The organism is Gilliamella sp. Imp1-1, from assembly GCF_001690415.1.
Classification (GTDB): domain Bacteria; phylum Pseudomonadota; class Gammaproteobacteria; order Enterobacterales; family Orbaceae; genus Gilliamella; species Gilliamella bombi.
The window spans coordinates 26,067-39,437 of the sequence record NZ_LZHK01000013.1; the positions used below are offsets into that span (position 1 = coordinate 26,067).

Below are 13,371 nucleotides of genomic sequence, written 5' to 3' on the forward strand. Positions count from 1 at the left end.
GTTAAATCTAAAAACTATAAGATATGGGTAATTAAGTATATAATTATCAAAACATTTGTAATCTATGTAAGATATTATGATTTTCGTCAATCAACTATACATCTACCCAATCAAATCAATGCAAGGGATACAATTAACAAAGGCAAATACAGTTGATGGAGGCTTTGAGCATGACCGCATATTGATGCTTAGTGAACCCGATGGCACTTTTATCACGGCAAGACAACACCCTGAGCTCCTGAAAATCAAAACATCCATAGTAAAAAACGAAGTACATATTTCACTATCTCCAACTGAAATAATAATATTTAATCTTGATGAGTTTTCGTTGAATTACGAGCCTACTGAAATTTGGGGTAATCATTTTACATCACTAATAGCTCCTATAAGAATCAATCAATTTTTCAGTCAAATTTTGCATAAAGATGTACAATTAAGATGGGTTGGTCAACAATTAACTCGTCGAACTAAACGCTATCCTGATATTCCTGTTAGTTTTGCTGATGGTTATCCTTATTTGTTATTAAATAAAGCTTCATTTGATTATTTACAACAGCAATGCCCTGAAAAACTAGATATTAGACAATTTCGTGGAAATATTATTATCCAAGGAGCACTTCCTTTTGCGGAGGATGGCTGGAAAACAATAAAAATTGGCAATGTGATTTTTGATATTGTTAAACCTTGTAGTCGCTGTGTTATAACGACAATGAACATAAAATCTGCAATATTCTTAGCTGATAATGAACCAATTAAAACCTTACGTTACTTTAGAGCCGATAAGCAAGGTGAAATTGATTTTGGTATGAATATGATAGCCCGAAATCATGGAACAATTTCAGTTCACGATAAAATTGAAGTATTGGAACGGCAACCAGCTAAAAATTATATTAAAACCTTTCCAACAGAAATAAAAACTGAAGCAAAAGTTTGTACAATAAATTTTGAAAATCAAATAATTAAAGCTAATAATAAGCAAACTATTTTAGAGCAGTTAGAACAACATAAAATAACATTACCTTATTCTTGCCGTGCAGGTATTTGTGGACGTTGTCTAGTTGAATTAAAACAAGGTGAAGTAGAGGCATTAACACAAGCTGCTATTAGGCGAAATAATAAAATTTTAGCCTGTAGTTGTGTGCCTAAAGGAGATATTACAATTAAATTACTTAAGAAATAGCCTTAAATTCAAAATTATCTGAAGTCAGCTTTTGTTCAGTAAATTTTTTCTCTACAGATATTAATCTATCATTCATTACTTTAATTGCTTCAGAAAACACAAACGTTTTATTCATTGCCACAAATGAAGCTTGTGCAATAATACAAAGAGATGCATTTTCCCCCGCTTCAACGACCATCAAACAAACCTTTTGTCCATCTTCTTGTAAAATTACCTCAACAATATCAGCTATTTTAGGCTTGTATAACATTGGTTGTTGTGAAAAATACCAACTTTTAGGCATTTGAGGCTTTAAAAAATTAGCTGCAACAATAGCGTTAATAGCTAGTTCAATCTTTTGTGAATCTGTCAAATTAAGTAACTGACAACTATTATAAAATTGATAATAAGACGTTGCGTCACTAACAGAAAATGGAAATTCGCCAAAAACATCAGGAACTAACATTTTACTTGGATAACAAGAACGAAATAACATTTCAGATGAAACTTCAAGCATTAAACTATCGTATTCGCTATCAAAATACCATCGCCAACAATCAGTTGGTCGAAAAGTCATTTTCATTAATATGTTACCCTTATCATTTGATTTAAAATTGGTCAAAAAGATAACATAAATTACATAAAAAATAAATAAAAAGTTAAAATAAAAATAATTTAATTATATAATTTTTAAAAAATTTAATTATAAAGTGAAAGGATCAAAAAAATATAAATTGGATCTAAATTAGATCCAGTTAGATCCCTTTAGATCTAATCATTTTATACTGAAACATATACTTACCTGAAAGTTTTTTACAATAAATTCAATTTTTAGATACAAAAAAAGGTACTTTTCAGCACCTTTTTTATAGTTATAAATAGCTATTTAGCTTGCAACATTGATGCGTTTCATATCAGTCATATAACTACGTAATTTACGACCGATTGTTTCAATTGGATGATTACGGATTTCTTCATTCACATCGCGTAATTGTGCATTATCAACACTACCTTCAGGGATCGCTTTACCTAGATCGCCAGCTTGTAACATTGGCATGAATTTTTCTTTTAATAGTGGTACAGCGGCATTAGCAAATAGATAGTTGCCATACTCAGCTGTGTCAGAAATAACAACATTCATTTCATACAAACGTTTACGCGCAATAGTATTAGCAATAAGTGGTAACTCATGTAATGATTCATAATAAGCTGATTCAGCTAAAATACCAGATTCAAGCATAGTTTCGAAGGCAAGTTCAACACCGGCTTTAACCATTGCAACCATAACAACACCTTGATCAAAATAAGCTTGTTCATCAATTTTACCTTGATAGTCAGCAGCTTTTTCAAAAGCGGTTTCACCCGTTTCTTTACGCCATTTAAGAAGGTTTACATCATCATTTGCCCAGTCTTTCATCATAGTTGATGAAAACTCGCCTGATATAATGTCGTCCATATGTTTACGGTAAAGATCCGTCATGATCACTTTTAATTCTTTTGCTAAAGCATTTGCTCTCAATTTAGCTGGATTTGATAAACGATCCATCATTAAAGTAATTCCACCTTGTTTTAGCGCCTCAGTGATCGTTTCCCAACCAAATTGGAGTAATTTACATGCATAAGCAGGATCAACACCATCTGCCACTAGCTTATCAAAACAAAGTAATGATCCTGTTTGTAACATTCCACAAAGAATTGTTTGTTCGCCCATTAAATCTGACTTAACTTCGGCGACAAATGACGATTGTAAAACGCCTGCACGATGTCCGCCTGTTGCCGCTGCCCATGCTTTAGCTATTGCTAGCCCTTCATCTTTTGGATCGTTTTCTGGATGAACTGCAATTAGTGTCGGCACACCAAAACCTCGTTTATATTCTTCACGAACTTCAGTACCAGGACATTTTGGGGCTACCATCACTACTGTAATATCAGAGCGAATCTTTTCTCCTACTTCAACAATATTAAATCCGTGAGAATAGCCAAGCGCAGAGCCTTTTTTCATCAACGGTTGAATAGCTTGAACAACGGCAGAATGTTGTTTGTCAGGAGTCAAATTGATAACAAGATCTGCTGTTGGAATTAATTCTTCATAACTTCCTACTTTAAAACCATTTTCAGTTGCTTTCTTCCATGATGCACGTTTTTCAGCAATAGCTTCTTTACGTAATGCATAAGATATATCTAAACCTGAATCTCGCATATTTAGACCTTGGTTAAGACCTTGTGCTCCACAACCAACAATTACAATTTTTTTACCTTTTAAAAAATTAGCTTCTGATGCAAATTCATCACGAGCCATAAAACGACATTGACCTAATTGTTCTAATTTTTCACGCAAATTCAATGTATTAAAATAGTTTGACATTTTTCTCTCCAAGAGTTTAGGTATTTATAATCAACAATAAAACACTATATAATACTTTTAATATTGCTAAAATTGATATATTTAAAATATAATATTGCATAAATCGCAATATACTTGCTAAGTTCAATTCTTTCTTTTACTCTAAACCACCCTTAATTTTGAATAAATCAATATGGATGCTCGATATAAACAAGCAAATAAAGAGGCTAAACTTTCGCTATTGCTAACTTTTATTTATCTTCTTGGATGGATCGTTTGTGCATACTGTATTAACGACAAAATAGGATTTTTAGGTCTTCCATTGTGGTTTGAACTATCTTGCATTATGGTGCCTATCGGTTTTATATTGCTTTGTTGGGTAGTTGTAAAATTTCAATTTAAAAATTTCTCATTAGAACAAACTAAGTGATTTAACATGCATTTAGATATTATTGTACCGCTTGTCATCTATCTTATTTTTGTGTTTGCATTATCAATTTATGCTTATGTAAAACGCAAAAAAGTAAATCAATTCACTGATTATTTTATCGGCAATAGAACCATGGGAGGATTTTTACTCGCCATGACACTAGCTGCAACTTATATTAGTGCTAGCTCGTTTATTGGTGGTCCTGGTGCTGCTTATAAATTTGGTCTTGGTTGGGTGCTATTATCGATGATCCAAGTACCAACTGTATTACTCTCGCTTGGTATCCTAGGCAAAAAATTTGCCATTTTGGCTCGTAAATATAATGCTATAACGTTAAGTGATATGCTTTATGCTCACTATAAAAGTAAAGCCATAGTTTGGTTTGCAAGCATCTCATTAGTTGTGGCTTTTATTGGTGCTATGACGGTACAGTTTGTTGGTGGTGCACGATTATTGGAATCATCAGTTGGCATTTCTTACGATATCGGATTATTAATTTTTGGTGTTGGTACCGTTATATATACTGCTTTTGGAGGATTTAGAGCAAGTATACTTAATGATGCTTTTCAAGGTTTAGTAATGATAATTGGCGCTATATTGCTATTAACAGCAATTATTTATGCTGGTGGTGGTATAACAGCGATTATTCACCGTTTGAATGAAATCGATCCTGCATTACTAACACCACAAGGTCCTAACAATTTTATGGACTTTCCGTTTATGGCATCATTTTGGGTTTTAGTCTGTTTTGCTGTGGTTGGTTTACCTCATACAGCGGTTCGCTGTATGGCGTACAAAGACAGTAAAGCTGTACATAAAGGAATTATAATTGGTACGATTGTTGTCACAATCATTATGCTAACTATGCACTTATCTGGCGCTCTTGGACGAGCTATTATTAGTGATTTAACTGTTCCCGATCAAATTGTTCCAACTTTAATAATTAAAATTATGCCACCATTAGTGGCCGGTATCTTTTTGGCTGCTCCACTTGCTGCAATTATGTCAACAATCAACGCCCAATTGCTACAAATTTCATCAGTTATTATTAAAGATCTATTTTTAAGTATGAATCATACCAAAAGCTATAGTGATAAAAGATTAACTCGCACATCTGTTATCATAACTTTTAGTTTTGGTGGATTACTCATCCTAGCGGCTTGGAATCCACCAGACATGATTATTTGGTTAAATTTACTTGCATTTGGCGGGCTTGAAGCCGTATTCTTATGGCCATTAGTACTTGGACTTTATTGGAAAAAAGCAAATTCGACTGGTGCTTTATGTTCTATGTTTGCCGGTGCAATAAGCTATATTCTTTTATCTGTTTACAATATAAAGCTTTATGCTTTTAACCCGATTATCCCATCCTTAATTATTGGATTGGTAGTGTTTATGATTGCCAATATGTTTGGTAACACAGGAAAAAATTATGCCTTGGATTCAACTCAAAATTAATACGACCAACGATCTTGCTGAACAAATTAGCGAACAATTAGAGGAGTCTGGTGCTGTATCAGTCACTTTTCAAGATACCTTTGACACACCTGTTTTTGAACCATTACCTGGCGAAACTAAACTTTGGGGTAATACCGATGTGATTGGGCTTTATGATGCTCAAACAGATATCGATGAATTAAGAGCAATGCTAAATCTTGAACAATATTCTTATAAAATTGAACAATTAGAAGATAAAGACTGGGAACGTGAATGGATGGACAACTTTCATCCTATGAAATTTGGTGAGCGACTTTGGATTTGTCCTAGTTGGCGCGAAGTGCCCGATGCTAATGCAGTTAATGTCATGTTAGATCCTGGATTAGCATTCGGCACAGGTACTCACCCAACCACGGCATTATGCTTAACTTGGCTTGATAGTTTAGACCTTAAAGATAAATTAGTTATCGATTATGGTTGTGGATCTGGTATTTTGGCAATTGCTGCACTAAAATTAGGTGCAAAACAAGTAATCGGTATTGATATTGATCCTCAAGCCATTCAAGCTAGCCGTGACAATGCACAGCGTAATGATGTCAGTGAAAGGCTAGATCTTTATTTATCAAAAGAGATCCCAGACAATTTGCAGGCAGATATAGTTGTTGCCAATATTTTAGCTGGACCATTAAAAGAACTTGAACCACATATAAGTAAATTAGTAAAACCTGAAGGTAAACTAGGTCTATCTGGTATTCTAACTACCCAATCCTCAAGTGTTTGTATGGCTTACCAACCCAATTTTAAATTAGATCCAGTGGTTGAACTTGATGAGTGGTGTCGTATTACTGGTAAAAAAATAAAAAAAATTAACGCTACCCCCTTTTAAGTTTGAAAAAAAATGCGTAATATAGCCAACTTTAATTTACTTAGCATTGGTGAACTAAAATTAAAGAATAATTTAATTGCTGCACCAATGGCAGGAATAAGTGATAAACCATTTCGTAATCTATGTCATCGATTTGGTGCTGGTATGACTGTTTCAGAAATGTTTTTAGCAAATTCTGATGTTTGGCATACCGATAAATCAGCTCTGCGAATGATAGCGAGTGATGATGTTGGTATTCGTGCAGTACAAATTGTCGGTTCTGATCCCGACGAAATGGCAAAAGCTGCTGAATTTAATGTCAAACACGGTGCTCAGTTGATTGACATTAATATGGGATGCCCGGCTAAAAAGGTCAATAAAAAATTGGCTGGTTCTGCTTTAATGCAGTATCCGGAACTTATTAAAAAAATTTTGCAGAAAGTTGTCGGTGCAGTTGATGTTCCGGTAACATTAAAAACGCGGACTGGATGGAATAAAGAAAATAGAAATTGCATAGAAATCGCACAAATTGCACAGGATTGTGGTATAAAGGCAATTACTATTCACGGAAGAACACGTGCTTGCTTATTCAACGGTGTCGCTGAATATGACTCTATTAGAGCAGTTAAAGAAAATGTTACAATTCCTGTAATTGCTAATGGAGATATTTGTACACCTGAACAGGCAAAAGATGTTTTTCAATATACGCAGGCTGATGCTATAATGATCGGGCGAGCGGCACAAGGGCGACCTTGGATATTTGAAGAAATTGCATTCTATTTAACACATGGACAGTTACAGAAAAACAAAAGTATTGATGAAGTAGAACAAGTTGTACTATCACATCTTGATGATCTTTATCAATTCTATGGAGAATACAAAGGATTAAGGATTGCCAGAAAGCATGTAAATTGGTACACCAAGAATTATGCTGACAGCGATCAATTCAGGCGCTTATTTAGTGTACTTAGCAATACAAGTGAGCAAGTAAACACTCTAAAAGCATTTTTTAGTAAAATTAGAAACAACCCAAAGAGTTAAGAATACTATGTCAGAACAACGCGTTACAGCTGCAGCACTTAAATTTACAACTGTAAATTCTCAAGACCAAATAACACAAAAACCATTGCGTGATTCAGTGAAGCAAGCTTTAAAAAACTATTTATCACAATTAAATGGTGAAGATCCTACAGACCTTTATGAATTAGTGTTAGCTGAAGTTGAACATCCATTCCTTGATATGGTTATGCAATATACACGCGGCAATCAAACTCGAGCAGCAAATATGCTTGGTATCAACCGCGGTACACTTCGCAAAAAATTAAAACAATATGGAATGAGTTAATCTTCTATTATTTAACATTTTATAATATAAAAAGTACCTTAATATGAGGTGCTTTTTTCTATTTTAGAACACAATTAAAAAATTCATTGAATTATCCTCTTTTATAAAATATACAAAGGAACTGGGGTTCTATACCTCATAAGTAATAGTTTTAATCTGACATTTGAGTTATTTTATAACGTAACTAAGAGTGTCATAATTGAATCAAACAGAAAAATCATTAAATCTGAATTATGGCTTTTAAAATTCATCAGCAGCTTAATACGCACAATAAGCCCGTAAAGTCATAGGATATAATCGAGATAGTTACTATCGCTTTAAAAATGAGCAATGAGAAAGGACTTGCTCTTCAAGAAATCAGTTGTAGTAGCTCAGATTTAATTTAAGCTAGTACATTTAAAAATGCATCTTTTAAGATTGGTGATCATGAAAATTCAATAATATATCTTCCACATTTTTTTCGACTTATACAAATAATATTTAATAGCTATATTGAAACACATCCCAAAGGTAAAGATTCAATCGAATTTTACATGAATAAATTAAGAGAACGTTATTCAAGTAAATAGTGAAATCCCCCATATACCCTATGAGAATATTGTTTTATTTAAAGCAAAATAATTGGCGTTTTGAGAAAAACATAACCGCAAAATCAAGCGAGGCGCAGATGATAAAATAAACAACTATAACAAATAGAAAAATTTCTGTTGGATAAATCATACTACGATTATTAATTTGGGTTGCAATAAAAGTAAATTCTGCTACTCCAACAATATAAGCCAGTGAAGTATCTTTAATCAGTGATACCCATTGGTTTACAAAAGACGGCAACATCATTTTAAGGGCTTGTGGTAATATGATAAATATAATAACTTGCTTTTTAGTTAAGCCTAATGAAAACGCCGCTTGCCATTGTTCTTTAGCCACAGCAATCATACCTGCATGAACTGAATGTCCAATGTATGCAGCTCCTATCAAGGATAATGCAAATATTACCGTTGCAATTGCTGGCACATCTACACTAAGTAACACAGGTAGAAGAAAGTAAGTCCAGAAAATAAGCATAATGACAGGAATCGCTCTTAAAAAACCAAGTATACCGACTAAAAAATAACGCATAATTCCTTTTAAGACAGTCAACCCGACTCCAGCAAGTATACCCAAAAAAGTTGAAAATATAATTGCAGCAAAACTCATTAACAGCGTTAAAAAAATTCCTCCGGGAAAATTTCCCCACATCATATAACTGAAATTGTGGTAAATAACCTCTAAACCTTTAAGCTCCATAAATGATTACACCTTACCTATTTGCAATCGTTTTGCTTGATAAATATTACCCAAAGTTCCAACAATCACTATCGCCAAAATATATAATAAAGTTGCAATAGCAAAATCTTGAAAGGTTTTTAATGATTCGGTTTCAACTTGACGCGATACATAAGAAAGTTCTAACACACCAATGGCCATTGTTAACGACGAATTTTTTATAATATTCATGTACTGACCAATTAAAGGCGGAAATGCAATACGAAAACTTTGTGGCAAAATAATAAATCGCATACTTTGCCACCAAGTTAAACCTAATGCCAATGAAGCCTGTTCTTGCCCCCGACTTACACCAGCTATACCCGCTCTAAATTCTTCGGCAATAAAAGCACTGGAATAACAAGTTAAACCAACTAAACCGATTATAAATTCAAATGATGGCATTTTCAGTGAAAAAAACAGCAACTGGATTTGCGGTTCGTCAAATAACCATAATTTAAATTCTATTGGTAATAAATTACCCACACCAAAATACCAAAAAAAGAGTTGAGGCAATAACGGAGAATAACGAAAAATTGCGTTATACCCCATTACTATAACTTGAATGAATTTAATTCGACTTTGTTGAGCAATAACCAGCAAAAAACCTAGTGATGTTGAAAATATAATGGTTAGCAATGAGATAGCTAACGTAACTAAAAAACCATCCCATAACCACCACAAATAACGAGGCTCAAGTAATTGCTCATACATAACTACTGACCTTTACCAATTTTAAAATCACCACGAGGCATCGCTGATGCAGTTTCAGGTCCAAACCAACGATTATAAATCGTTAATGCTTCACCTTCTTTTTCTAGTGTTAACAAAATTTGATTCACTTTTTCTTTCAAGCGATCTTCCCCTTTTGGTATACCAACAGCTTGATATTCTTGAGTAATACTAAATGGTGAAATTTCAAACACAGCTCGTTGTTCTTCTGGTAAATTCGCTAATAAACCGACTAATTTCGCATCATCTTGAGTAATTGCCTGTACAACACCATTACGTAATGCCGCAAACGCAAATGGTGTATCATCATAAGAAATTACTTTAGCTGTTGGGTATTTTTCTCGCAATGTAATTTCCATAACTGTACCTTTATCGGCACCAATACGAAGATTTTTCAAATCATCTGCTGATTTCAATACGCCTTTTTTTGCTACAAATTTCTGACCAGTCGCAAAATAAGGAAGGCTAAAATCAACGGTTTTTGCTCTTTCATCAGTAACGGTAAAATTAGCTACAATTAAATCGGCTTTTTGGGATGCTAATAATGGAATTCGATTAGCTGGATTAGTCGGAACAAGCTCAACATTAACCTTTAGTGCTTTTGCTATCTCGTTGGCATAATCAACGTCAAGACCAACAATTTTATTTGTCTTTTCGTCAATATAACCAAATGGCGGATTACTATCAAATACCGCGATTTTTATTTCTCCTCGTTTCTCAATATCATCAAGGCGATCTGCATAAGCAGAATTTGTACCTAACAAACTACTTACTAATGCAACAACAGTTAGTGATTTAGTCAACAATTTCATTCCGATTCTCCCTCAGTCAAGGTTATGTTATATACAGTTAAAGTCTAGCAACAAAGAATCGAATGAATAAATAACAAATACTTACATGGTTATAACTAAAAGTTATATGTGGTAGTTTTCGATTAATGACATTAGAAAAACGAATATAAGCCAAAACAGCTTATATCACTATATTGATTTATTTAATAATATTGATTTACCCTACTATCTCGCTATCAACAAAAAAATAAGCAATTTCTTTTTCAGCCGAGGTTAGAGAATCTGAGCCATGTACGGCATTTTCGGTCATACTGTCAGCAAAATCAGCTCGTAAAGTGCCTGCGGCTGCTTTAGATAAATCAGTTGGTCCCATCAATTCCCGATAACGCTTAATAGCATTATCGCCTTCGAGAATCTGAACAACTATCGGCCCAGATATCATAAATTTAACCAACTTATCAAAAAATGATTTACCTTGGTGCTCAGCATAAAATCCTTCTGCCTGTTCTTTGGTTAATCTAAGCATTTTTAAGGCAATAATGTTAAGTTTTGCTTGGCTAATACGGGTTTCAATTTCACCAATCAATTGTTTTTTAACAGCATTAGGTTTGATGATAGATAAAGTTCTTTCAATAGCCATAGATTTGCTCCTTGTTAGTTTAGTCAAGGGTAAATGTCATTCGTGAGATTTGTCCACTTTGATCTAATAAAAATAGATGATGTAAACCTTTATGAGTAACTGTCAAAGCTACCTTTTGATCGCCATACGTTTTCTCAATAAGTTGACCATCTAAAAACCACCATTTGTCACCAACACCACCTTGTGGAGTTAGATCGATAGTGACATCTTGCTGCCCAGGTAATCGTTTTACCAATTGCTTATCTTGCAGCCCAATAATATTGAGTGGCAAAAAGATATCTTTACCAAACACTGGGCAATGATTATCAACTTCAGGAATTAGCGATTGTCGACGTTCTTTGGGTAGTAGCCAATTTTCTAAAGCTATTGGCCAAAGTGCAACCTGTTTTTTATGTGCATTGCTACAGTCTGCTGACACACGTTTGCCGGCATCATTTACCCAAATAGTCACCCACCCTGAACGATAAATATTGTTATTAAGTGCCGTTAGAGTATCAAGTGTTGGAGGTATCATATTATTTAATACCCATGCATTTTTTTGACGGTGGCAGTTTTCATCAGTTGCAGGTAACTTTTGTCCTGATGGCCAACAAATTTTTTCTAAGGTTACTGTTGTCGGTTTAGTTACTAAGGGAAGTGGGCGATTTATTCGTCGCTCTTTATTTAATAATAACGTGTTAACTTGCTGTAGTATCGGCACCGCTGTAATACTGCCATATTGACCAACAACGGGCGTTCCATCAGGACGACCGACCCAAATGCCAATCAAATAGCGAGGATTGACCCCAATCGCCCATGCATCACGATATCCATAGCTAGTGCCTGTTTTATAGGCAAGCTGATAATTATTAACTAGCATCTGTCTTGTGATCCATGCACTTCCATCGCTAATAAATGGCTTGCTTAGTAAGGGATCTGCTTGCGTAAATCGTAAAGGACTTACTTGCCCATGACGTGCAAAGGCACTATATGCGCTAACTAAATTATCCATTCTTAACGACGCACCACCCAAAATATACGATATATTAGGATCATTACCTTTAGATTGAAGCGGTAAGCCAATACTAAACAGCTTGCCAGCAAATCGTTTTGGTCCATAAAGCTCAATTAACTCAACAGCAGGTAAGTTTAATGAATTCTTTAATGCATCTGAGGCGCTTATTGGTCCATAAAAATCTTCATCAAAATTCGTAGGTCGATAATCAGAACTGATTCTAGGTGTATCTTGCAATAACGATTCAGAATGAATCATGCCGTCATCAATCGCTAAAGCATACATAAAAGGCTTTAATGTCGATCCAGGAGATCGAAGCGAATTTATCATATCGACCTGACCGAATCGCTCTTTATCGTTAAAATCAACCGACCCAACATAGCCTTTTACGGACATATCCGTATGATCGACAACTAAAATAGCTAGTGAGTTTTTGGGAGGTAACTGATTTTTACGATTAGCTGCAATATCTTCAAGGCTATATTGAAGAGAAAGATCAATATTTGATCGAATAATATCAACATCAGGATATTGTTGACTTAATCTTCGAGCTAATAAAGGAGCTAATTGCGGCTTTTTACGTGGGTAAACCCATACTTCTTCTTTTCTAACTTGCTCTATAATATCAGGTGACCATACCTGATATTGAGCCAATCTTGCTAAAACTTTGTCTCGTGCTTGTTTGGCTCGTTCGGGGTACCTATCAGGACGCAAACGGCTGGGGGCTTGTGGCAATACAGCCAATAAAACTGCCTCACTACGTGTTAACGCTTTGGGCTCTTTACCAAAATATGACCAACTAGCAGCCCCTAAGCCTTCGATTGTCCCGCCAAATGGGGCGCGATTAATATATAAAGTTAAAATTTCATCTTTTGTAAAACGTAATTCAAGTTGTAGTGTTCGAAATATTTGTTGTAACTTTCCTGATATGGAGCGATCGTGTGGATAAAGCAATCTTGCAACCTGCATCGAAATAGTACTACCACCTGAAATAATTCTTTTATTGGTGATATTTTGCCAAGTTGCTCTCAATAAAGAGGCAGGATTTATACCAAAATGATCATAAAAATAGCGGTCTTCATAATTTAATAACACATCAAGGTAATCATTGGGGACTTCATCTAATTTGATAGGATACCGCCAAATACCATTTTCATCAGCAAATCGCCACAGAGGCGTACCATCTTGCGCAAGAATTGTTTGTGTTGTTTTATTTTTTGTTATTGATAAAGGATAAAAGTAATCGGCAACAAAAAAGCTACCTAATAACAAAAGGATAGAAAAAAATAAGAAAGCCAGAATTTTAAGTAGGCGCTTTTTCATTTTGTC

13 protein-coding genes are annotated in these 13,371 nt (G+C 34.5%); 6 read left to right on the forward strand and 7 right to left on the reverse strand.

What is annotated here, in order from left to right; genetic code table 11:
- The first annotated feature begins 76 nt into the window (after positions 1–76).
- On the forward strand, positions 77–1,180 hold the full coding sequence (locus tag A9G38_RS01765) for a YcbX family protein (protein ID WP_034911054.1): 1,104 nt from the start codon (positions 77–79) through the stop codon (positions 1,178–1,180).
- Here the strand turns inward: A9G38_RS01765 and A9G38_RS01770 are convergent.
- Together A9G38_RS01770 and ilvC are read right to left on the reverse strand one after the other, a co-directional pair.
- Positions 1,170–1,742, reverse strand: a complete 573-nt coding sequence (locus A9G38_RS01770) for a cell division protein ZapC (RefSeq protein WP_051634189.1) — start codon at positions 1,740–1,742, stop codon at positions 1,170–1,172. The two genes, A9G38_RS01765 and A9G38_RS01770, sit on opposite strands and share 11 nt — an antisense overlap.
- A gap of 303 nt (positions 1,743–2,045) precedes the next feature.
- Positions 2,046–3,524: a ketol-acid reductoisomerase gene (gene ilvC, locus A9G38_RS01775; protein ID WP_034911056.1), complete on the reverse strand. Its 1,479-nt coding sequence runs from the start codon at positions 3,522–3,524 to the stop codon at positions 2,046–2,048.
- 172 nt (positions 3,525–3,696) lie between these two features.
- Here ilvC and A9G38_RS01780 point away from each other — a divergent pair, with 172 nt between their 5' ends.
- Genes A9G38_RS01780 through fis form a run of 5 tightly spaced genes read left to right on the forward strand, consistent with a single transcriptional unit; the run spans position 3,697 to position 7,580 of the window.
- Entirely contained in the window at positions 3,697–3,933 is a 237-nt protein-coding gene (locus A9G38_RS01780; RefSeq protein ID WP_034911058.1) for a YhdT family protein, read from the forward strand.
- Positions 3,934–3,939: 6 nt separating this feature from the next.
- Positions 3,940–5,391 (forward strand): sodium/pantothenate symporter, encoded by a 1,452-nt coding sequence (gene panF, locus A9G38_RS01785; protein WP_034911060.1) that lies wholly within the window; start codon positions 3,940–3,942, stop codon positions 5,389–5,391.
- Positions 5,366–6,256, forward strand: coding sequence for a 50S ribosomal protein L11 methyltransferase (prmA, locus tag A9G38_RS01790; protein WP_034911064.1), 891 nt, complete (start codon positions 5,366–5,368; stop codon positions 6,254–6,256). The genes panF and prmA overlap by 26 nt, the downstream gene beginning before the upstream one ends.
- Before the next feature lie 12 nt (positions 6,257–6,268).
- On the forward strand, positions 6,269–7,276 hold the full coding sequence (gene dusB / locus A9G38_RS01795) for a tRNA dihydrouridine synthase DusB (RefSeq protein ID WP_034911067.1): 1,008 nt from the start codon (positions 6,269–6,271) through the stop codon (positions 7,274–7,276).
- Between the two features lie 7 nt (positions 7,277–7,283).
- On the forward strand, positions 7,284–7,580 hold the full coding sequence (gene fis, locus A9G38_RS01800; RefSeq protein ID WP_034883623.1) for a DNA-binding transcriptional regulator Fis: 297 nt from the start codon (positions 7,284–7,286) through the stop codon (positions 7,578–7,580).
- 603 nt (positions 7,581–8,183) lie between these two features.
- Here fis and A9G38_RS01805 read toward each other — a convergent pair.
- The 5 genes from A9G38_RS01805 to pbpC form a co-directional block, all read right to left on the reverse strand.
- Complete coding sequence (locus A9G38_RS01805; RefSeq protein ID WP_034911098.1) at positions 8,184–8,867, reverse strand: amino acid ABC transporter permease; 684 nt, start codon at positions 8,865–8,867, stop codon at positions 8,184–8,186.
- A gap of 6 nt (positions 8,868–8,873) precedes the next feature.
- The gene (locus A9G38_RS01810; protein ID WP_034911070.1) at positions 8,874–9,599 is read right to left on the reverse strand and encodes an amino acid ABC transporter permease; all 726 of its coding nucleotides are present in this window, start codon (positions 9,597–9,599) and stop codon (positions 8,874–8,876) included.
- Between the two features lie 2 nt (positions 9,600–9,601).
- The gene (locus A9G38_RS01815) at positions 9,602–10,435 is read right to left on the reverse strand and encodes an ABC transporter substrate-binding protein (RefSeq protein ID WP_442902854.1); all 834 of its coding nucleotides are present in this window, start codon (positions 10,433–10,435) and stop codon (positions 9,602–9,604) included.
- Between the two features lie 190 nt (positions 10,436–10,625).
- Positions 10,626–11,048, reverse strand: a complete 423-nt coding sequence (gene ndk / locus A9G38_RS01820) for a nucleoside-diphosphate kinase (protein WP_034911074.1) — start codon at positions 11,046–11,048, stop codon at positions 10,626–10,628.
- A 19-nt stretch (positions 11,049–11,067) separates the two neighbouring features.
- Positions 11,068–13,365: a penicillin-binding protein 1C gene (gene pbpC, locus A9G38_RS01825; protein WP_034911076.1), complete on the reverse strand. Its 2,298-nt coding sequence runs from the start codon at positions 13,363–13,365 to the stop codon at positions 11,068–11,070.
- Between the last annotated feature and the right edge of the window lie 6 nt (positions 13,366–13,371).

Excerpts from the sequence above, each read along its gene's own strand:
- A9G38_RS01770 (WP_051634189.1), bottom strand. The coding sequence starts at position 1,742 with ATGAAAATGACTTTTCGACCAACTGATTGTTGGCGATGGTATTTTGAT.
- A9G38_RS01765 (WP_034911054.1), top strand. The coding sequence starts at position 77 with ATGATTTTCGTCAATCAACTATACATCTACCCAATCAAATCAATGCAA.
- ilvC (WP_034911056.1), bottom strand. The coding sequence starts at position 3,524 with ATGTCAAACTATTTTAATACATTGAATTTGCGTGAAAAATTAGAACAA.
- A9G38_RS01805 (WP_034911098.1), bottom strand. The coding sequence starts at position 8,867 with ATGGAGCTTAAAGGTTTAGAGGTTATTTACCACAATTTCAGTTATATG.
- panF (WP_034911060.1), top strand. The coding sequence starts at position 3,940 with ATGCATTTAGATATTATTGTACCGCTTGTCATCTATCTTATTTTTGTG.
- prmA (WP_034911064.1), top strand. The coding sequence starts at position 5,366 with ATGCCTTGGATTCAACTCAAAATTAATACGACCAACGATCTTGCTGAA.
- A9G38_RS01780 (WP_034911058.1), top strand. The coding sequence starts at position 3,697 with ATGGATGCTCGATATAAACAAGCAAATAAAGAGGCTAAACTTTCGCTA.
- dusB (WP_034911067.1), top strand. The coding sequence starts at position 6,269 with ATGCGTAATATAGCCAACTTTAATTTACTTAGCATTGGTGAACTAAAA.
- ndk (WP_034911074.1), bottom strand. The coding sequence starts at position 11,048 with ATGGCTATTGAAAGAACTTTATCTATCATCAAACCTAATGCTGTTAAA.
- pbpC (WP_034911076.1), bottom strand. The coding sequence starts at position 13,365 with ATGAAAAAGCGCCTACTTAAAATTCTGGCTTTCTTATTTTTTTCTATC.
- fis (WP_034883623.1), top strand. The coding sequence starts at position 7,284 with ATGTCAGAACAACGCGTTACAGCTGCAGCACTTAAATTTACAACTGTA.
- A9G38_RS01810 (WP_034911070.1), bottom strand. The coding sequence starts at position 9,599 with ATGTATGAGCAATTACTTGAGCCTCGTTATTTGTGGTGGTTATGGGAT.